21 protein-coding genes, 1 tRNA gene and 1 riboswitch are annotated in these 20,488 nt (G+C 32.2%); all 22 genes read right to left on the reverse strand.

Annotated features, from left to right (window positions below):
• Positions 1 to 361: 361 nt before the first annotated feature.
• The 22 genes from bioB to JOD41_RS04715 all read right to left on the reverse strand — a co-directional run bounded on the left by bioB (position 362) and on the right by JOD41_RS04715 (position 20,412).
• Positions 362 to 1,327, reverse strand: a complete 966-nt coding sequence (bioB, locus tag JOD41_RS04610; RefSeq protein ID WP_205051789.1) for a biotin synthase BioB — start codon at positions 1,325 to 1,327, stop codon at positions 362 to 364.
• A gap of 88 nt (positions 1,328 to 1,415) precedes the next feature.
• The gene (gene trmB, locus JOD41_RS04615; RefSeq protein WP_205051790.1) at positions 1,416 to 2,057 is read right to left on the reverse strand and encodes a tRNA (guanosine(46)-N7)-methyltransferase TrmB; all 642 of its coding nucleotides are present in this window, start codon (positions 2,055 to 2,057) and stop codon (positions 1,416 to 1,418) included.
• Between the two features lie 145 nt (positions 2,058 to 2,202).
• Complete coding sequence (locus tag JOD41_RS04620; protein WP_205051791.1) at positions 2,203 to 2,883, reverse strand: DNA/RNA non-specific endonuclease; 681 nt, start codon at positions 2,881 to 2,883, stop codon at positions 2,203 to 2,205.
• Positions 2,884 to 3,031: 148 nt separating this feature from the next.
• Entirely contained in the window at positions 3,032 to 3,553 is a 522-nt protein-coding gene (locus JOD41_RS04625) for a HutD family protein (RefSeq protein WP_205051792.1), read from the reverse strand.
• Positions 3,554 to 4,570 carry a type 2 isopentenyl-diphosphate Delta-isomerase gene (gene fni, locus JOD41_RS04630; protein WP_205051793.1) on the reverse strand — a complete coding sequence of 339 codons (1,017 nt, stop codon included), beginning with the start codon at positions 4,568 to 4,570 and terminating at the stop codon, positions 3,554 to 3,556.
• Positions 4,571 to 4,615: 45 nt separating this feature from the next.
• The gene (locus JOD41_RS04635) at positions 4,616 to 5,584 is read right to left on the reverse strand and encodes a gluconeogenesis factor YvcK family protein (protein ID WP_205051794.1); all 969 of its coding nucleotides are present in this window, start codon (positions 5,582 to 5,584) and stop codon (positions 4,616 to 4,618) included.
• On the reverse strand, positions 5,569 to 6,435 hold the full coding sequence (gene rapZ, locus JOD41_RS04640; protein ID WP_205051795.1) for an RNase adapter RapZ: 867 nt from the start codon (positions 6,433 to 6,435) through the stop codon (positions 5,569 to 5,571). Before rapZ ends, JOD41_RS04635 begins: the two co-directional genes overlap by 16 nt.
• 17 nt (positions 6,436 to 6,452) lie before the next feature.
• A complete protein-coding gene (gene murB, locus JOD41_RS04645; RefSeq protein WP_205051796.1) occupies positions 6,453 to 7,346 on the reverse strand; it encodes a UDP-N-acetylmuramate dehydrogenase in 894 nt (297 codons plus the stop codon).
• 163 nt (positions 7,347 to 7,509) lie between these two features.
• Complete coding sequence (locus JOD41_RS04650) at positions 7,510 to 7,656, reverse strand: YvrJ family protein (RefSeq protein ID WP_205051797.1); 147 nt, start codon at positions 7,654 to 7,656, stop codon at positions 7,510 to 7,512.
• 2 nt (positions 7,657 to 7,658) lie between these two features.
• Positions 7,659 to 7,874: a DUF2922 domain-containing protein gene (locus JOD41_RS04655; RefSeq protein WP_205051798.1), complete on the reverse strand. Its 216-nt coding sequence runs from the start codon at positions 7,872 to 7,874 to the stop codon at positions 7,659 to 7,661.
• 43 nt (positions 7,875 to 7,917) lie between these two features.
• On the reverse strand, positions 7,918 to 8,142 hold the full coding sequence (locus JOD41_RS04660; protein WP_205051799.1) for a DUF1659 domain-containing protein: 225 nt from the start codon (positions 8,140 to 8,142) through the stop codon (positions 7,918 to 7,920).
• A gap of 74 nt (positions 8,143 to 8,216) precedes the next feature.
• Positions 8,217 to 8,693 (reverse strand): peptidoglycan recognition protein family protein, encoded by a 477-nt coding sequence (locus tag JOD41_RS04665; RefSeq protein ID WP_205051800.1) that lies wholly within the window; start codon positions 8,691 to 8,693, stop codon positions 8,217 to 8,219.
• 34 nt (positions 8,694 to 8,727) lie between these two features.
• On the reverse strand, positions 8,728 to 9,309 hold the full coding sequence (locus JOD41_RS04670) for a sigma-70 family RNA polymerase sigma factor (RefSeq protein WP_205051801.1): 582 nt from the start codon (positions 9,307 to 9,309) through the stop codon (positions 8,728 to 8,730).
• Positions 9,310 to 10,315: 1,006 nt separating this feature from the next.
• Complete coding sequence (locus JOD41_RS04675; protein WP_205051802.1) at positions 10,316 to 10,984, reverse strand: hypothetical protein; 669 nt, start codon at positions 10,982 to 10,984, stop codon at positions 10,316 to 10,318.
• A gap of 106 nt (positions 10,985 to 11,090) precedes the next feature.
• Positions 11,091 to 13,784 carry an S-layer homology domain-containing protein gene (locus JOD41_RS04680; protein ID WP_205051803.1) on the reverse strand — a complete coding sequence of 898 codons (2,694 nt, stop codon included), beginning with the start codon at positions 13,782 to 13,784 and terminating at the stop codon, positions 11,091 to 11,093.
• Positions 13,785 to 14,175: 391 nt separating this feature from the next.
• A complete protein-coding gene (locus JOD41_RS04685) occupies positions 14,176 to 15,297 on the reverse strand; it encodes a pyridoxal-phosphate-dependent aminotransferase family protein (RefSeq protein ID WP_205051804.1) in 1,122 nt (373 codons plus the stop codon).
• Positions 15,298 to 15,386: 89 nt separating this feature from the next.
• Positions 15,387 to 16,313: a glutaredoxin domain-containing protein gene (locus tag JOD41_RS04690; protein WP_205051805.1), complete on the reverse strand. Its 927-nt coding sequence runs from the start codon at positions 16,311 to 16,313 to the stop codon at positions 15,387 to 15,389.
• Between the two features lie 166 nt (positions 16,314 to 16,479).
• Complete coding sequence (locus JOD41_RS04695) at positions 16,480 to 17,085, reverse strand: ECF transporter S component (RefSeq protein WP_205051806.1); 606 nt, start codon at positions 17,083 to 17,085, stop codon at positions 16,480 to 16,482.
• 52 nt (positions 17,086 to 17,137) lie between these two features.
• Positions 17,138 to 17,250: riboswitch (FMN riboswitch) on the reverse strand.
• Between the two features lie 745 nt (positions 17,251 to 17,995).
• Positions 17,996 to 19,432 carry a L,D-transpeptidase family protein gene (locus tag JOD41_RS04700; protein ID WP_205051807.1) on the reverse strand — a complete coding sequence of 479 codons (1,437 nt, stop codon included), beginning with the start codon at positions 19,430 to 19,432 and terminating at the stop codon, positions 17,996 to 17,998.
• 214 nt (positions 19,433 to 19,646) lie between these two features.
• Positions 19,647 to 19,730: transfer RNA gene (locus JOD41_RS04705), tRNA-Leu, on the reverse strand.
• Positions 19,731 to 19,918: 188 nt separating this feature from the next.
• Complete coding sequence (locus JOD41_RS04710; RefSeq protein WP_205051808.1) at positions 19,919 to 20,194, reverse strand: type II toxin-antitoxin system YafQ family toxin; 276 nt, start codon at positions 20,192 to 20,194, stop codon at positions 19,919 to 19,921.
• Entirely contained in the window at positions 20,191 to 20,412 is a 222-nt protein-coding gene (locus JOD41_RS04715; RefSeq protein ID WP_205051809.1) for a type II toxin-antitoxin system RelB/DinJ family antitoxin, read from the reverse strand. Before JOD41_RS04715 ends, JOD41_RS04710 begins: the two co-directional genes overlap by 4 nt.
• Positions 20,413 to 20,488 lie beyond the last annotated feature (76 nt).

Raw genomic sequence — 20,488 nt, forward strand, 5'->3', positions numbered from 1 at the left:
TTCTTTTACGAATCTGTGATTCATTACGAATCTTTTTATCTTCACACTATTTAATTATCATGTTTCTTGCTACTTTTTTAAGTAGCTTATTTATTGTACTCTTGTAAGTTCTTTTTGTCAAGTATTTTTTACAACTTTTTTGAAGTTTTTTTACTCGACTTTTACAAAAGTCTTGCTGTCTTAATGAGACAACTATTACAGTTTAACATCTCATCACTTTATTGTCAACAGCTTTTTTGTTATTTTTTAATTTTTTATTAATTTTAAAAAAATAACAGCTGCATTTGTTACAGCTGTTATATATTACTATTTTTATTTTTCTTTGTCAAGTATTTTATAATAAATATTTTAAAGAATATTTTTACACTGCTTTTACAGTATAATCTAGTTCTCTAAATCTTTCCATATCTTCTTCTATGCTGGCTCCCTTTGTAGTTAATAAGACTCCAGATATTGCTGCATTGGCTCCTGATTTAAAGGCTGATTTTCCAAATTCTTCCATTAATGATCTACCACCTGCTAGTCTTATTAGTGCTTTTGGTAGTATAAATCTAAAAGTTGCACAAGTTCTATTTACATCTTCCATTGATAAAGGTTCGTTGTTTTCAAGTGGTGTGTTTTTTATTGGATTTAATAAATTTACTGGAACTGAGTGTACGTCAAGTTCTCTTAATTGTAGTGCCATGTCGATTCTATCTTTATAGTCTTCTCCAAGTCCTATAAGTCCACCTGAGCAAATTTCCATTCCCGCTTCTTTTGCTGCTTTTATTGTGTCAATTTTTTGATCATAAGTATGAGTAGTGCAAATTTCTGGGAAGAAATTTCTTGATGTTTCAAGATTATTGTGAATTCTTGTAATTCCTGCGTCTTTTAATTTTTCAAAGGATTCTTCAGAAATTATTCCACCTGATATACATACTTTTATTCCTGGTGCTTTTTCATAAATCTTTCTTGTTATGCTACAAACTTTATCTATGTCTTTAGCTGTAAGTCCCTTTCCACTAGCTACCATTGAGTATCTTGGAATCCCTCTATTGTATTTATCTAGGGCATCATTTACAATTGTTTCTTCATCTAATAGGTCGTATTCTTTTATATGAGTGTTGTAATGAGCTGATTGTGCACAGAATTTGCAATTTTCAGAACATTTTCCACTTTTCGCATTTATTATAGTACAAACATCAAAATTATTGCCGCAAAAGTATTCTCTAAGTTCATCTGCTGCTTTTGTCAAAGCTTCATAATCGCTATTGTATATTTCTTGGGCTTCTTCTCTTGTTACAGTGTATCCATTTTTTACTTTTTCTTTTAATTCAATAATATCCATCTCTTCAACTCCTGAAATAATTATATATTTCTAAAGGAATATTGTCAATCAGAATAATATTTTAGTTAACATTAAAAATTTTTGAATTTTAATCTCTATAATACTCAAATACGCCGAACTTTATCTTTTGATTTAGCTTTCTGAATTTTCTTTCATATTCAGTAACTATATTTTCTGGATAGTCTTCTAGTTTCATGTCAAATTCTTCAATAAGAGTGGAGAATCCACAGTCAGTAAAATAGTCTAAACTTTCTTCAAATAATTCTAAATCATCTGTCTTAAAATAAATTTGTGATTTTGGCTTTAAAATAATTTTATACTTTTCTAAAAATCTTGGAAAAGTTAACCTTCTCTTCTTATGTTTTAGTTTTGGCCATGGATTACAAAAATTTATATAAATTCTACTTAATTCATTTTTATCAAAATAATCTAAAATATTTTCAGCATTAATTGGCATGGCTCTGACATTAGTTAATTCTTCATCTAAAATTTTACGAGTGGCATAGATAAGTGCATTAGTTTCAATGTCTACCATTATATAATTAATATTCTTATTTCTTTTTGCTGATTCTATAGTAAAAGTGCCCTTGCCTGCGCCAATTTCAAGATAAATTGGATTATCATTTCCAAAAACTTCTCTCCATCTTCCCTTATTTTCTTCACCATTAAAAAATACATAGGGATTTTCACGCATTTCAGGGATTGCAAAATGTTTTTTTCTAAGTCTCATAATACTCTCCTTTTTTTGCTTTAAGCATTATAACATAAGTTGCAAGAGAATCAACAAGATAATTATATTTAATTAAATTTATTTTTCAAAAAAATAAAAGCCCTAAGGCTTTTATAAAATTTAAATATAAATTTATCAAATAAAATCAATTTTTGAAAAGTCTAGTCCTTCCAGTTTTGTAATCAATCCAAACTCGCTTTTCAATATTTTTAACAAAGACCCTGAAATTTATTTTTTTGCCATGGTCTTCAATACTGTAAGCTTCCATAATAAGGCCTCTTGCCACTAATTCATCATCAACAAAAATTGGAGTAACCCTATATCTAACTTTTTTACCAGTATCATTAATATAATTAGCAACAGCATTTTCAAAGGGCAACATTCCCTTGGCATTAAAAGATCTAGTGCCAGTCATAAGATTTTTCCAGTTGTCATTTTCGCCAGTTAACTTATAGGCAATTAAATGACATCTATTATAAACAGCTCCCCCTTCAACAAAATCATAAAACTTTTGATGCCAGCCTGTTGGATAAACCTTAGAAATATCACCTCTGGGACCTTTTGGCATAGACTCGGGACCAATGAGGGCATTAGCAGGTCCAACCCTATTTAAACTATCTAAGTCAGAATAAGATTCAAAATCAGGACCCATCTTCAAATCATCAGAAGAAAACTGAGGCGGATCTTTATCAATTTGATAGTAGGGACTTTTTTCAGTAACCTCATATTTGTTTCCAAAAATATCAAAACTATTTTCAGTAAATAAAAGAAGGGCAACAAGAACAAAAATAGCAGCAATGCCCTTTAAATTTTTATTTTTCATCATATCTTATACACCTTTATTGAAATTAAAAATTTTAATTAACATAACTATTATAGATTATATTAGAATTTAAAAATTATCAAATTTTAATTTTCCAAACTAAAAAAACTCCCTACTTTTATAAAGTAAGGAGCTTTTCCTCTAATTTTTATTAAAATTCGCAAACTATTATTTTGCCAAGGCCTTTTATTTCTATTTTTTCTTTTTCAAGGTATATTGCTGAAAATTTTTCAAATTCTTTTCCATCAACTTTTAAATCTGCATCATAATTAAAAATTACTGCACGAGATTTTGCGTAAAATTCAAAGTTATTGATGTTAAGAGAGTACATTTTTGCGTCATTACCCTTTTTATAAATTAAATTAAAATCCCTAACATCGCCAGAGGATTTTGTTTCGTCATCTCCATTGAAGAAAAGCACTTCAAAGGGAGCTAAGACAAATTTTTCTCCTGCTGTTTCTATATTCATGACATTATTTATTGGGGCAATGTATCTATTAAATCCCTTGTAAGGTGTGTAATTTGAAACTTTTTCATTGCAAGTTGCCGTTGAAATTCTAAAATCAAAATTCTTTTCTCCAACACTTGCATTCTCTGGATAAATAAAAACTTCTGTTGTTACTCCTGCTGACCATTTTGAATCTTTAAATTCATCTTTTTTTATAAATTTCATTTAATCCTCCAATAATTCCTTCAATTTTCCCGTAATCTTGTAATCAACTTTTTGTAGTTCTTCAATATTTTTTGCACCAGATAAAATCATTAGCATCTTAGTTTTTTCAATTAGTCCATCAACATATTTAAGAGTGTATTCATATCCACCACGCACAATGTAAGATAAGATTTCACCACAAATTGCTGTCATTGATGCACCTACTGCTAGACTTTTTACTATGTCTAGTGAATTTTTAATGCCACCAGCAGAAATTATATTTAAGTCCTTTAGATTTAATCTCTTTGCTTCAATTAAAGACATGGCTGTAGGTATTCCCCAAGTAAATAAATCCGAAATATCAGAATTTGGATCTCTCAAATTTTCAATTTCAAGAAAGTTTGTACCACCGTAGCCAGAAATATCCACATATCTAACTCCAAGGTCATAAAGTTTTTTTACAGTTTTTGGAGACATTCCAAATCCAACTTCTTTTACTATAACTGGCACTTCAGATTTTTTTACAATTTCTTCTACATTTTTTAATATGCCAGAAAAATTTCTTTCCCCTTCCACTTGCACAAGTTCTTGTGCAGGATTTAAGTGAATTTGAATTGCATCGGCAGACAAAAGATCAACGGCTTTTTTTGCATCTTCAACGCTAGAAAAACCACTTAAATTGGATATAACAATCCCATCATCTATAATTTCTCTTACAATCTCAAAAGATTTTCTAGAATCTTCATCTTCAAGGGCAATAGTCTGTGAACCAACAGCCATTGGCAAATTAAATTCCCTTGCAACCCTTGCAAGATCTCTATTTATTTCCTCTGAAAGATTGCTACCACCAGTCATGGCATTAATCATAAGGGGAAAATTTATTTTTTTATTTAAAAAATTTACGCTTGTATCAATTTCGTCGTAATTTATCTCTGGAATAGAGTCATTATACAAAAAGATATCAGAAAAAAGTGCATCGCCAACATAAGTAGAGCGAAGAAAATTTTCTATATGCTCTGTCTTTCTATATTTCCTCATTGTATCCTCCTTTAACAAGTAAATAATATCATTTTATAAAAACATTTACAAGAAAGTCCTTTCAAAAATGCAGGAACCAATTTTCTTGCCGTCATGTCTAATAAATCCATCTTTTACATCAATAAATTTTCCCTCAGTTAAGAGGACATTTTTTTCTTCAAAATATTTTCTGTCATCGTCACTGGCAAAAATAGGCATAGATTCTTCTTTCTTGTAATAATAATTATAGACATCATCAGTGGCTCTATAACTATTGGCAATTACTTCGTCAATAAATTCATAACTAGAATGTTTTAAAATTGCCTCAAAATGATCCCTCAAAGAATAATTTTTTGTCTCGCCCCTTTGAGTCATAGCATTGGCAATATAAATTATGTGTGCCTTTGTGTCCCTTAGGGCTTCATTTATTCCAGCCACCAAAAAATTTGGAATAACAGATGTATAAAGAGAACCTGGACCAATAATAACAATATCGGCATCTAAAATTGCCCTTAGGGCATCATCATTGGCACGTGGATAATGAGGAATCATGCTCATTTTTTCAATTCTAGTATTTAACCTATAACACATTTTTGGAATGTAGGACTCGCCAACAACTTTGTCCTTGGAAAGAAATTCTGCCACAAGATGAGTTTCATCTAAGGTTACTGGAATAATTTTACCAGTAACATTAAAAACGCTACTCATTTCAATTAAAGCCCTGTCAAAGGACCCAAAAATATCTGCAAGGGCAGCAATTAAAATATTTCCCACATTTTGATTTTTTAAAGTGCCAGACTTAAATCTGTAATTCAAAAGTTCCTTTAAGGTTTCATCTGTATTAGATAGGGCAATTAAACATCTTCTCACATCGCCTGGTGGCAGGATATTTAATTCTTCACGCAAAATTCCACTTCCACCACCATCATCAGACATGGAGACTACAGCAGAAATATTTTTCGAATAAAATTTTAGTCCACGCAAAATAGTGGAGATTCCCGTACCTCCACCAAGGACTGCTATCTTTTTTTCCATAAATTTTTCTCCATATCTCTGTGAGTTACATAAGTGGACTTATATTCCTCTTTTAGGATTCTTCCAATTTCTTCAGCAATGGCAACAGATCTGTGAAAACCACCAGTGCAACCAATACCTATAGTTAAAACTCTCTTTTGCTCTGCCATATAATTTGGAATCAAAAATTCAAGTAAATCAATGGTTTTTTTAATAAATTCCTTAGTAACATCCCACTTCATTACATAATTTTTGACCTCTTCAGTCTTGCCATTTAAGTCCTTTAACTCCTTAATATAAAAAGGATTTGGCAAAAATCTAACATCAAAAACAAGGTCCGCATCCTTTAAAATTCCACTTTTATAACCAAAACTAGAAACCTCAATAGCAAAATTGTCCTTCTCCTTATAAGAAACAAAGGCCATAAGTTGGGTCCTTAAATTTTTTGTAGAAAGACCAGTAGTGTCAATGACAAAATCAGCATTTTTCTTGACCTTTGAAAGAGTTTCTTCCTCAAATTTGTAGCCCTTAACTATGGAAGCATTCATAGGATGAGGACGTCTAAGCTCCTTATATCTTGCAATAATAGTTTCCATATCTGCATACAAAAACAAAAGCCTAGTCTTGACATTCATTCCCTTTAAATCTTCATAACTAGAGAAAAAAGAATTAAAAAACTCGCCACTTCTAAGGTCCACAACAACTGCAACCTTGTCAAAATTTTTGCTCTTAGCATCAAGAGCCATTTCACAAAACTTTGGCAGAAGGGCAGGCGCAAGATTATCCATGGCATAATATCCCAAATCCTCAAAAACATCTAAGGCATAAGACTTGCCCGATCCACTCATACCAGTAATAATAATAAGTTCCATAAAATCACCAAATAAAACTAATCCCCAATAATTTTAACTTCTCTCTCCAAATTCACACCAAACTTATCATGAACAACCTTTTGTACGATTTCAATAGTTTCAAGAACATCTTTTGCAGTGGCATTATTTTTATTAACAACAAAACCACAGTGCTTTTCACTAATGCCAGCACCATTGTGAGTAAAACCCCTTAGACCTGAATCATCAATTAACTTGCCAGCAAAATATCCACTAGGTCTTTTAAAAGTTGAACCAGCAGAAGGAAGGTCAAGAGGTTGCTTTTCAGCTCGTCTTTTGTCAAATTCCTCGTACTTTTCTCTTATATCATCTTTATTTCCATGGCTTAGAGAAAAAGTTGCACCAAGAACAACTAAATCCCTTTCTTGCACAAGAGAATGTCTGTAAGAAAAATTCATATCCTGGCAAGAAACTTCAATTACCTTAAAATTTTCATCCAAAAGTCTAACACTTTTAATTACATTTTTCATCTCGCCATCATAAGCACCAGCATTCATGACAACACCACCACCAAGAGATCCTGGTATGCCATGAGCAAATTCAAGACCAGTAAGAGAATTTTCCATAGCAAACTCACTTACTTTTTTTAAGCTGACACCGGCGCCAGCATAAATTTCTGTGTCAGAAACTTTTTTCAAGTCCTTCAATTTATTTTTAAGTTTAATAATAATTCCGTCAAAACCCTTGTCTTTCACAATAATATTTGTGCAGTTGCCAAGAATATAAAAATTATAATTATTTTTTTTGATTTCCCTTAAAATTTCAATGAGAGTTTCCTCATCCTTTGGCTTGATAAGAAGTTTAGCAGGCCCACCAAGGCAAAAAGAAGTATGATTTCTCATTGGCTCATCATAAAAAAACTCTCCCAAATTTTCATTTATATTAAAATCCATAAAACACCTCAAAGTTATATTAAATTAATTATAACATTAATAAAAGATATTGGGAAAAATAAAAAACCAAGAGCCTAGCATATTTTTGGGCATAAAAAAAAAGGCTTTCGCCCTATGTAAATTATTAATAAAAATATTAATAACATAAAATAAATAAAATAAACTAATTACTAAACTTTTCTATTGCAGTGCTAAGTTCAACTATAACTTCCTTTAGCTCCTCCATTTTTTTCTCCAATCTCACCAAAAGGTAACAAGAAATAGCAATGGGAAAGCCAATATTTGAAATATTAGATAATAAATCTTCCATGATTAAATTTCATCTTCAGTTCTAGTAACAAGTAGGGCACCATTAAAACTTTTAACATGACCAACCTTGCCATTTACAAGATTGTTGTTAGTTATAATGTCGCCAACAGCTTTAGCTTCAACAGAAGTTATACCTTCTTTTGGATTTAAAATAGTTAAATTCCAAGGATTTCCACCCTCATCTGCAAAACTCATCTTTAAAGTTTTAGTTTGTTTCATAAATACATCTCCTTTCATAAAAAACATCATACTGCCAAAAATATTAGGCTTCACTTTCAAAAACTTCTTCAGTAATTTTAGAAGAAGAAGCAAAATTGCCATCGACTAAATTGCCAATTCCCTTAGATAAATCATAAAGAAAATCATTAGAAGCATTATCATCAATATTTCTAATAGTTATACTTTTCTTTCTAATATTACCATCAGAATTAGTCTTAGTAGTAACAGTCTTTAGCATAGCTTTTTTTTCATTAACCTTAATTGCCATTTTTTTCACCTCCTACTATATATATAGAATAAAAAGTCAAAAGTTACTATGATAAAATAAAAAAATTTTAAAGATTATAAACTTTCCTTAAACTCCCACCACTTTTGCCAATTATTTGCACTCATAGAACGAGGACAAATCTTGTGAGAAGCATCAAAATGACGCACAACCCTTTCAAGGGGAATCTTGTAAAAATCCATGAGAAATCTAATAAGCTGACGAGCATTTTCAAGTGCGAGATTATAATTTCCATCACTATTAATGCAAATTTCAATGCCAATAGAATTAGAATTAGTGATGCCGTACTTGCCATGGCCGTCACCACAGTGCCAAGAAGCATTGGCAGTTTCCACAGTCTCAACAATTCTCTTATCATCAACAAAATAATGAGCAGATGCCTTTCTGTTGCCACCATTAAAATATTTATAATGATTAAGAGCATCAGCACCAGGACTAGGATTTCCCGTATCGTGGACTACAATATAAATAGGCTTAATATTGCCCTTCCTCTTCATATAATTAAATCTAATAAGTTTCTTCTCGATTAACATAAAATCACCTCCAAAAAAATTTTCTAGCAAGCCACTACTTATAATGGCAAGAAATAAACTTCCTAATATTATTTATGGCACTTACCTTTAAATTAATTACAGTTCTCTTAGAAATACCAAGAAAATCAGCAATCTCAGAAAGAGCAAGCCTTTCATAAAAAAACAACCTAACAACAGTTTCCTGCCTTGGAGTGAGAGAATCAATAGCATCCTTTAAAATGCCAAGCCTTTCACTTTCCAAAAAGTCGCCCTCAATATCAACACCAGCATCAAGACTATCAAAAATACTTAAATCTTCATCATCAGAAGAAGGATTGTCATGGACATCACTACTTACCTTTAACAAATATTTATAAGTATCTAAATAAAAATACATAAGACTAAGCTTTACATACTTAAGAAAAGACCTCTTGTTGTCAAAATCTTCAATGCAGGATAAAACAATGGCCTTTCCGTCAGAATAAAGATCGTCAAATTCATTAAAAACTGGGCAATATCTCTTAATAGAAGATCGTATCAGGGGATCAAGCATATCAAGAAGCTTGACCTTGGACCTCTCTTCACCAACGAGGGCAGACCTCAAAACTCTGTTAAAATCTTTATAATCATTCATCATAGAACCCCCTCTTTATGTCTATGAGATTATTATAAAACCTTTGTTTTATTTTGTCAAACAAAAGTTTAAACTTTTTTTCTTTGATAAGAAAAAAGGAAGAAGCTTTTTTGAAAAGCTTCAAGTAAAAAGTTTTTATTTCAAAGCCTGCGGCTTTAGGGCTAATAAGTAAATTATTTTTTTAATTAAATTGTTTTTTAATTTTTAATTCTTTTTTTATTTAAGGAGGGGGTAAAGGGGGCGGCAATGCCCCCTCTACCCCCTCCTTTGACCTCCCCCACACCTCCGTGCCCTGGCAGGGGCCTTTGCCAACAACCCCGAGCAGCAGCCAGCCTAAAATTCAAAACTTGCTCTCTTACATATTTATAATTACAAAATTATTTTTTCATCAGAATTATTTTAAATGCAAATATTTTATTTCATCGAGAGCTTCGCGCGAACCTAATCAACTCAAAGTTCGCTTCGCTCCTTTTCGTTGTTAGAGTTCGACGGTTGAGCGACTGAATTTGCTTCGCAAATATCAATCGCTCATTCACAGTTGAATTTTTTAACGGCTGTCTTGCTTTACGGGGTTTTAAAAGATTACAGTTTGGTTTTACCTTTACAAAAATTCCCCGTTACTATTCTCCAAAAACTTTTATTGCTACAATTAAGATCTATTTAAGAAAAGCTTTAAAACAAAAAATAAACTGAGCAAGAGTGCCCAGCTTATTGGTGTGTAGTAATGTGAACACCTTTTGCTAGAACAGTAAACTTATGGGAGTGTTTAAGATAAGCAAAAAAATCGGTTATGCGTTAAAAATTTTCAACTGTTTGAGCTCGAAGAGCGAGTTTTGAAAATTTAGCATGACCGATTTTTTTGGACTTTCAGCGCGTGGGGTTCAAAGGGGGTGGTTTAAGGAGGGGGAAAAGGGGCCTCGCAATGCCCCTTAACCCCCTCCTTATAAGTGATAAAGCCGACGGCTTTAAAATATAAGTTCTTAATTTTTTCTTATAAAGAAAAAAGAAGCTAATCAGCTTCTTTCTTAATATTTTCCCAAACTTCTTTAAATATTTCTGCAAAAGATTTTTCGACATTACTTCTTAATTTTCCAAAATTTTTTTTGTATTTATAATATGTAAATTTTTTTACCTCATGAGTGTCTTGCGACTCTAATTCAATTATTCCCTTTCTTATTTTAATATTCCTTACTAATTCTCTTCCAAAAATATAATCATTGTAGGTTTTTATTGCATCTAGTGCCTCTTTATCATTTTCATGGTTTATATTTAAGATAATTTCATAATAAAGTTTTCTAACTTTATCTCTATCAATATCTTTAGCTTTGCCAGAACTTGTAAGCACCAGATATTCTGAAAGATTCTCCTGCATCTTATGTAACCACTCTATTCTCTCTTTAGTGACAATTTCCTTGTACTTTTCCCTTTTGTTGTAATAAAAGCCTGCAAAAACACCAATTACAGCAATAAGAGCAGAAAGAACTTTAGCTACAAGATCAGAACTAAGTGCCTTGTAGTGAAGTAATAAAAGAAATACAATAACAAGAATCAAAAGATTAAAGGAACAAATTCCTGTAAATGTGCATAAAGTTTTTTCTTCTGATGATTTATTATTAACAAAATTTTTTTTAATCTCTGCTAATCTTTTATCAATACTTTTATTATTGTCTTCGCTCATACAACCACCTCCTGCCCTAATTTTACCAGAAAAATATTTTTATGTAAAAAGAAAAACCCGAGGTTTCCCTCGAGTTTTATCTTTAAAGTTTAATTAGTTAGACTAATTATTTTGTAAAAGTTGCTGTAATTTCTTCAACCATAGTTTTTCCACCGTTAGTTAAAGTAACTTTAGCTTTTACTGTATCTTCTTTTGCATAAGTTTCTTTAGCATCAACTAATTCAACAACAGCAGTTGATCCATTAGTTACTTTTGCTGCAACTTTAGTTTGTAATTCAGTTAATACTTCTGTCTTAGAAAGTTTAGTATTAGTTAAATCAGCAATTGCTGCAGCTTTAACTAATTCATAATCTTTTCTTAGGTTATCAGAAGCAGTTACTCTTGCAGCTAATGCTGCATCAGCTGTGTCTAGAAGACCTAGAGCAGTGTTAGCATCTGTTTTTGCAGTAGCTACTGCAGTTGTTTTAATATCTGTATTAGCTGCTAATTTTTCAAATTCTTCAACAGCTTTTTCAGCGTTTAGTTTTAATGCTGCATCTACTCTCTTTTGAAGTTCTTCAGATTTTTTAGTAGAAGGTTCATCATTTACTACTTTTACTGCATCAGTTTTTTGTTGAGTTGTAGCTTTGCCTTTTTTAGCTGCTTCTTCTAATTTAGCTATAGCATCTTTTTCAGCTGGTTTTTTGTCTTTGTCAAGTGGAGTCTTCATTCCATCGTTTAATACAAAGTCATAAGCTCTAACTGCTTTATCAAAGTCTTTGTTTTCAGCTTTGAATCTAACATTTTCGCCAACGTATTTTGCTAAAACTTTTGCAAGTTCTTCGTCTACTTTGTAAGTTCTAGTTGTTTTGTTAAGACCTGCATCCCAGTTATCAGATTCAATTCTGATTTCAACTTGGTCTTTACCAACCCAAAGAATTTTACCAACAACAGTGTGGTCTTCGATTCCATTTACAACGTTTAGAACTGATCCTGATTTAGCAAATAGGTCTCTTGTGTCTTTAGAATCTTCAAGAATTGATACAACTTCGATGTCTCTAGCGTCTTTGTGGTTAGCAGTGAATTGTAGGTAGTCACCTTTTTCTAAATCTTTGTATTGTTTAGCGTTAAAGATGTCTGCATCGCCTACATAAAGAAGAGTTTCGTTTCCGAATCTATCTTCTACTCTAATTTCATCGTTGTCAAAGATTTGAGCAACCTTAACTACAGGATATGCTTTTTCATCGCTGTGGTCAAGAAGTTTGTCAATAACGTCTCCACGTACTTCGATAACGTCAAGTAGGTCACCGTAGTTTAGTGGGAAGTTAGCTTTGTTAAGAACATTGTCTCTGTCGTAAAGTTTTCCATCAGTATCTTCTAGAGTTGTAGAGAATTTAGAAGATGAAGAGTTAAGAACTCTGTATCTGTCTCCATCATTGTCTTTAGATACTACGTTAAATACGATAACTTTAGCAGTTTCTCTCTTAGAATCGAAAGATTTTACAGCTGATGTGTGATCATCTGTGTCGAATCCTGCATAAACATTAGGAATCTTATAGTCTTTTCCATAGTTGTGGAAACCGATTAATGAAAGTGCTTCATTAATGTCTTTAACTTCTTTCATAATGTTGTTGTATGGGTTAGCAACATAGATTTCAGTTTTATCGTTAACTTTTAGGTCAGCGAAAACATCTCCATTAGCATAGTGGAATCTGATGTAATCAGCTTTAGTGTTTGAAGAGTTTAATTTAACAGTAGCGTAAGCTTTGTTAATATCTTTTTGAGCAATTTCTTTTAGTGATGCTTTTTCGAAATCATAGTTTGTAGTTTCAGCAGTTGCATCAGCTACACCTTCCCAAATGTGGTTGTCTTTGTCAAGAAGTTCATCTTTTGCGTCAGTTCTTGCAAGAACTTTTGGGTTACCAAGTTCAAGAATGTGAGTTACTTCGTTCTTGTCATTTGTAAGAATTCTTACTAAAGAACCTTTGTAAAGATCTAGATTGTCAACAGTGTTAACTTTAACAATTTGTCTTCTAGTGTTGTTACCATCAACGATAACTGTATCACTTGTGATTTTGTATTCTTTGTCGCTATCTTGGTTAAGAGTAAGTTTGCTATTAGTTAAGTTAGAAACAATACCTCTTGTTTCGTTAGCTGGTACTCTCTTGAATTCTTTCATTGCATATAGAGCATTGTAAACCATAGTGAATGCATCTGCTCTGTTAGCTGCTTTGTCAGAATTTTCGATAGTTACATCATCAGTAATTCCAAGTAGAGCTGCCCATCTCATCCAGTCAGTTGCCCAAACTGCGTGATCATACATATCTTTTGTAAGATCTGTCTTAGCAAGAACTACTAACATTTTAGCAAGTTCAGCGTAAGTTACGTCTTTTTCAGGTTTGAAAGAGTGGTCTGGGTATCCTGCTAACATTGGAAGTCCGTTAGCGTCAGATGGAGAAGTTGTTCCTACTGAAATAACTCCGTTTGCCCAATGTTTAACGTCTACGTCATTGTAGATTTTCATTGAACCTTGAAGTCTTTTAGCAAGATCTTCTTGTCCGTTTGCTAATACAAGTAATCTTGTAATTTCTGATCTTTTGATATTTTTATCAAGACCATAGTTTCCGTCTTCATAGCCTTCAACAAGCTTTTTGTCGATAACATATTGGATTTTATTATCTTTTCCAACTATTTTTTCAACTTTTTCAGAAGCAGCTGGTTTTTTAGCTTCTTCTTTTTTAGCTGTTTCGGCGAAGACACTTGTGAATGTTCCTAGTACCATTACTAGTGCTAGTACTAGAGAAATAATCTTTTTGTTCATTTGTCTTTCGACCTCCTTAAAAATTTTGTAGATTCTACAAAAGTCTCAAACTTTTGTCGCCGAGACTGAACAATCTCGACTCAGAGGTGACAAATAAATATCGCCTTATTTCCGGTTTTATTTAATTGTCATGTTCCTCTTATGTTTCTATTATACACTAGAAATTACCTTTGTAAAATTACAATTACATTACATAAACCTTTGTCTGTGAAGGACTTTTGAAATATTAATGTAATATTATTTTACTTTAGTCTTTTTTAGTGATAACAGAAATGGTCTTTTAACCATGAATAGAATTATAACAAAAAGGTTACATTTTTGCAATTCTTTTTGCACTAACTGAGTTAAGTAGGGGAAAATGCCCCTTTTACACTACTCCTACTTATAAATTTTATTTCATAAGTTCTACAAATCTTTCTTTTAAAGAAATTTTACTTCCAATTCCAAGTTCTTCAAAGACTTCATCTAATTTTTCATATAAGTCTAAGAAATTTTCATAGGATATGTTATTTCCCATGTGTCCTATTCTAAATACTTTTTCAAATATATTTCCTGCACCCTTGGATATTAGGATTCCTTTATTTTTTAGGGTCCTTAAAATGTCATCTGCTATAAAACCTTCTGGCACCATAACTGCTGTTAGGGTATTTGATCTTGAATCTTTTGCGTAAAGTTCAAAGCCTGCTTCTTCAAATATTTGTCTTGTTACTTCTGCGTATTTTTTGTGAAGGGCAATGGAGTCCTTGGCAAATAGTTTATCTAGGGCAAGGTCTAGGGCATAAGTTAGGTTTTCGTTCATTGTATAAGGGAAGGCAAAGCCGTCAGAGTATTCGTAATAATTTAAAAAGTTCATATAATAGGATGGAACTGGTTTTTTTCTTTCTTTTATTGCTTTTTTTGCTCTGTCAGATATTGTTACGAGAGTTAGTCCTGTTGGCGCTGATATGCATTTTTGGGATCCGCCTAAGGCTATATCTACTTTGTAATCGTCAAAGTCAAATTCTTCTCCACCCATGCCTGAGACTGTGTCTACTATTGTAAGGATTCCGTAGGAGTTTAGTAAATTGCAAATACTTTTTACATCGTTTGTGATGCCTGATGGTGTTTCGCAATGTACCATCGTTGCTGCTTTAAAGTCGTGGTCTTTTTCTAGGAATTTTTTTAATTTTTCTATGTCAAAGCCTCGTCTAAAATCATCTTCGTAAATTGTTGGCTCGCCTTCATAAAATTTTACGAAGTCGGCAAAGCCTGCGCCAAAGACTCCGTTATTTAAAACTAGAACTCTGTCGCCTTTTTCTACTAGGTTTATTATTGCTGCTTCTAGCCCTATCATGCCTTCGCCAAGCATTAGGATTGATGTTGCTTCTGTTTTTAATAGTTTGGAGATTTTTTTCTCTACTCCTCTATGTATTTTTTCATATTCTGGATCGATGTCTGGGTTTGTGAGAGTTTTTCCCATTAATGCCATTACTTCGTCGTCAATTGATGTTGGTCCTGCACATAATATTTTCATTTCTGCTCTCCTTTTGTCTTTTTTTTAATTATATTACATGAGGATAAAAAAACAAGCTGCCTTTTGACAGCCTGCTTTTGATTTTGTTTTTATTTGTTTTCTACAAAGTAAGTGTTTTCTTCTATTTGTTTAAATATTTCATCGTATTGTTTTTCTTCGAAGCCAACTACGCATTTGTCTATGCTCTTTCCATCTTTTTCAAGGGTCATTATGTGAGTTGGATAGTAAATTCTGTCGTAGTTTTCTGTCATGTCTTTATAATATTTATCAAAGATTTCGTCTTTTTTTCCTTCGCTGTCTCTAATGTCTCTTGATATATATTTGATTCCTTTATTATCTAAGTATGCTTTTAGTTTTTGGCAGTAAGGACATTCTTCAAAGCCATAGATTAGAAATCTTATGTCTTCTTCTCCTGCTTTTGTTTTGATTTTGTTTATTGGCCCTGTGAAGTAACCTTCTTCATATATGTCTTCTATCTTTGGGTCTTTTGAATCTAATAAAACTGTTTGTGTTTTGAAGTCATAAGCTACTCCAAAGTCTATTATTTTTGCTAGGTCTCTTAGTCGGAAATAGTTGTATCCGTCTATGAAATATCCCTTGAGTTCAATGTCCTTTCCTTGGCTGTCCACTATTTTTTGTTTGTTTGTTTTTGCTATTTCTTCTTCTACTGTTTTTTCATCATAAGTAAAGTCTTCTTTTTGATTTTCGCCCTTTGTTATGATTACTTTTTGGCTTTCATTGTCGTAAGATACCATAAATTTTGCTGGTGTGTCTTTGAGAAGAGCTGCTACATCTCTAATTCTTACGTAGTTAGACCTATTAATTAGGTAAAAATTTATTTTTATATCTTTTCCGTCAAATCTAACTTTTTCTCTTGATGTTTCAGCCAAACTTTCGTCTGATTCTAATTTTGATATTTTAGCTTTGTTTTCTTCTTTTCCTTCATTGCTGTTAGCTAAAGCTGTCATTGGACTTGTAAGGATTAAAAGAGCTAATAATACTGCAAATTTTTTCATAATCTGCCTCCTTTAAATTTATTACTAGTATTTTATCACGATAAATTAAAGTTTAAATGTTATTTTTAAATTTTTTATGGGGACAAAAAAACAAGCTGCCTTTTGACAGCCTGCTTTGATTTTGTTTTTGTTTTTGTTTTTATTTTCCTTTAGTTTTTCTTCACTTTTAGTTTTTAAATAGTGGACTAATTTTTTTGTAGACTAACATCATGACTGCTGATGTTGTGAAGCCTTTTATTAGGTTAAAGGGTAGGACTGAATAGATCATCATTGTGAAAAGTCCTGTGATTTTTGGTGTGATGGCAGATCCCATGGCTATTATTGCATCCATTGGCATTACTTTGCCGTAAAGTGGAAAGACCACGAAGTAATTTGATGCCATGGCAAGTATTGTCATGGAAATTACTCCTGCTGTTAGTGCAATTATTGCTCCCTTATAAGTTCTGTGATTTCTATAGATATAACTTGCTACAAAGGCAAAAGTTGATGATATTATAAAATTTGATAATTCGCCAACTCCTGCTGTCATTGTGCCTTTAAATATTAGTGCCAAGATATTTTTTAGGGCAGCTATTATTATTCCAAATACTGGTCCCATTGTGAAAGCTCCCATTAATACTGGCAAGTCTGATATGTCTAGTTTCATAAAGGGTGGTGCCACAAAGCTAAGGGGTAATTGGAAATACATTAGTATGAAGCCAATTACTGATAGCATTCCTATTTTTGTCATATCTTGTGTTCTTATCATTGTCTTTGTGTTTACTCTATTCATTTTACCTCCTATTGGGGCATAAAAAAACCCCGAACCTTCGGGGTGTGAAAGTTTAAATCATTCTCTCATCCAGACTTTACTGTCGGTATTGGAATTTCACCAATTCAGCTTGCGCTCGTGGACTATACCACCGGTTGGGATTTGCACCCTTCCCTGAAGATTTAAATTGTTATTTTTTTGTTAATTTAATTATATCACTTTGGGGGAGTTTTGCAAGTTTTTTGGAAAGCTTGCTTTAAAACAAGTTTGTAATGTTTTTTTCTTTATTGAGATAATTTTTAATATTAAATCTTTTTTTAATGTTTAATCTTTCTTTTTAATACTGGAGGGGACTTATACCCATTCGGGTACAAGGGGCGTAATTAGAATCGCCCTTACCTGTGCCTGGTGGTACCCCTCCAAACCACCCCTTTCACCCCACGCACGGGATCAGATAATAGAAAGCTTCGCTTTAAAAACGTATAAAATAAGTTTTTTCTTTAAAAAATTTTTTCAATGTTTAATTTTTTTATTTAAGGAGGGGGCATAGGGGGCGGCAATGCCCCCTCTACCCCCTCCTTTGACCTCCCCAACACCCCCGTGCCCTGGCAGGGGCCTCGACCCTCAGCTACGCAAAAAGCCCTCCAGCTAAAAATTTTGAACTCGTTCGCTTCGCTCTCTCAAACAGCAAAATTTTTTTGACGCCTCCGAACTTTTTGCTTACTGCCTGAAAACTTCTACGGCATATTGGAAAAGTTGACTACCTTACCACTTTAACGGGAAGCTGGGTTTTGTTGCGATGTTAATTGTTTATAAGGAGTTTTTTCTCGATTAGTTTTTTATAAAAACATTTATTTCAGATAAATTTCTACACGAATAAAAAATCGACCATGTTGTGTTTTTTACTCATGGTCGATTTTTTTTATTGTTTTTATTGTTGCCCTGCTGGGGCTGGTTGTTGTGCTGGCACCTGTGCTTGTGGGGCTGGTGCTGCTATTTTTTGTGTCGCTGAGTTATAAACTATTACTGGCATGCCGTTAAAGGTTTTTGGATATAGGTTTTTCATTACTGCTGGTGGTATATTTACGCAGCCATGGGAGCCACCTGATAGGTAAATTTTTCCGCCAAAGCTTGATCTCCAATCTGCATCATGAAGTCCAACTCCTGACCAATTTATAGGAAGCCAATAGGATACTTTTGATCGGTAAGTTTCTCCAGTTAAATATCTATTTCTTTCACGAGACCAAATTCTATCTGTGCCTGTTGGTGTTCCGTTTCCATGTGTTGGGTTGCCTGAAACTATATTTGTTTCTAGTTCCAATTTGCCCTTGTTGTAATACCAAAGTTTTTGCCTTGTTAGGTCAACTTCTATATAAGTGTTTCCCACGTCATCAACTGTTCTTGATTGTGCTTCTTGCCTATAAATTGGTTTTATTGTCACTGGCTCATCTTTTTTTAGGGCTGCAATTATTTCGTCCTTGGTTTTTGTCCTATCTGTAATCCAACCATAAATTCCGCCATCAACTTTTACTGTGCCAATGCCTGTGGCGTTAAATATTCTTGAACTTCTAAAGGTGTCATATTTTGCGGCAAGTTTTCCCACGAAGTTTTTAACTTTTTCTTCATCAATATTTAGCTTTCCGTCATCAGACTTAGAATACATGGCAATTATTCCCTGACCTGTTACTTCTTCTTTTCTGTCATCATAGTCGATAGTAATTTTTTTATTGTATAAGCTTTTGTAGGATTCTAATTGATTTTTGATGTAGTCGCTATCTGCTGTTATTTTTGGTTCTTCGTAAAGTCCTGCATCTTCTAAATTTAGTTTTTCCTTTTTGTAGGAAAAATAACCTATAATTGTTTGTCTAAGTTCATCTCTTTTTAGGAAATCTCCATAAACTTCTTTTTCAACTTTAAATTCGCCCTTATCATAAATAACTTTGGCATCTTGTGAATGAACTGATTCATTTTTTAGGGCCTTTAAGTTATTTATTCTATCTGTAAGTGCCTTATCATCGTATTTTAAAATTGTGTCAAGCTTGTAGTTTTTGTCAACTAGGGATGCAAAGGGCCAATAAAGTGGTGTCTGATCTATAAAGCCATTTCCAATTTTTTCTTCAAATTTTATTTCATCTGCTGTGATTTTGTCGTTATTTTTTTTGTCCTTGGCAATTACTTCTAGGGCAAAGTTTTTTGATAGGTCTTGGTAATTTTTTTCAAATTCAGAAATTTTTGTAAGACCAAAGTCGTGTCCATTGACATAGGTCCTAGGCAAATACCTATCTCTAAAGAAGTAAAGTCCCATAATGTATATAAATATTAAAATTATAAGTATAAATGCAAAAAATATTTTAAATGTCTTTTTCATAATTCCTCCAATAAAATACATTATACTCTATTGAATTTTTTTAAAAAGAGATTTTATGAGATTATTAAAAATGTAATTTAATTGTAAACATTTTAATAAGTCAATCTTTTTATGTAATTATTTTCTTTTATTATATGTAGTAATTTTTTTCTATAAATTTATTGGCAGGAAAAAGGGCATAAAAAAACACACAAGATAACTTGTGTGAATTTATTGGTGCGGGAAAGAGGACTTGAACCCCCACTCCGTTGGAACTAGATCCTAAGTCTAGCGCGTCTGCCAATTCCGCCATTCCCGCATGAAGTTTTAACAACAAAATAAATTATACTGAAACTTATATTTTTTGTCAACACTTTTTTAAAATTTTTTTATAATTTTTTTACATTTCATGTAAAAGTTAAATAAAATTTTACAAAAGCCTTAATTTTTTGTTGCTTTTATATTATAACAGCTGGAGAAAAATAATGCTAGAAAAATTTATTTTTTTTAAAATAAATCACTATGAGAACCTGATCTATTTAATATTAAAATTAAATTATTATCAATTTTTTCATATATTAATAACCAATCAGGTTCTATATGACATTCTCTGCAAGCAAAATAATTTCCCGTTAATTTATGATCTTTGTATTTCTCTTCCAAAACTACATCATTTGCAAGTAATTCAATTACTTTAAAAAGTTTCTCTAAATCATGTTTTGATTTTTTTAATCTTTTTAAATCTTTTTTAAAAGATGCTCTAACCTGTATTTTCCTTTTCATAATCTATCTACATACTCTCTAAAACTTTCCATGTCATCAAATTCCGCAACTATTGGATTAGTTTCTTTTACTTCAAAAGGTATAGCTCTTTCACTAACAACAGCTTTTGCAAAAACATTAAAGGCTGTAGACATACTCATACCCATAGACTCACAAATTCTTCCAAATTCATTTTTTAAATTTTCATCTAGTCTTATGTTTAAATTTACATTAGCCATAATAACACCCCTCTTTCTATTTATATTATATCACTTTGCGTGTATTTGTGAATATTTTTTTGAATATCTTTAAGAA

The sequence above is a fragment of the Peptoniphilus gorbachii genome (assembly GCF_016908115.1).
Taxonomy (GTDB): domain Bacteria; phylum Bacillota; class Clostridia; order Tissierellales; family Peptoniphilaceae; genus Peptoniphilus_A; species Peptoniphilus_A gorbachii.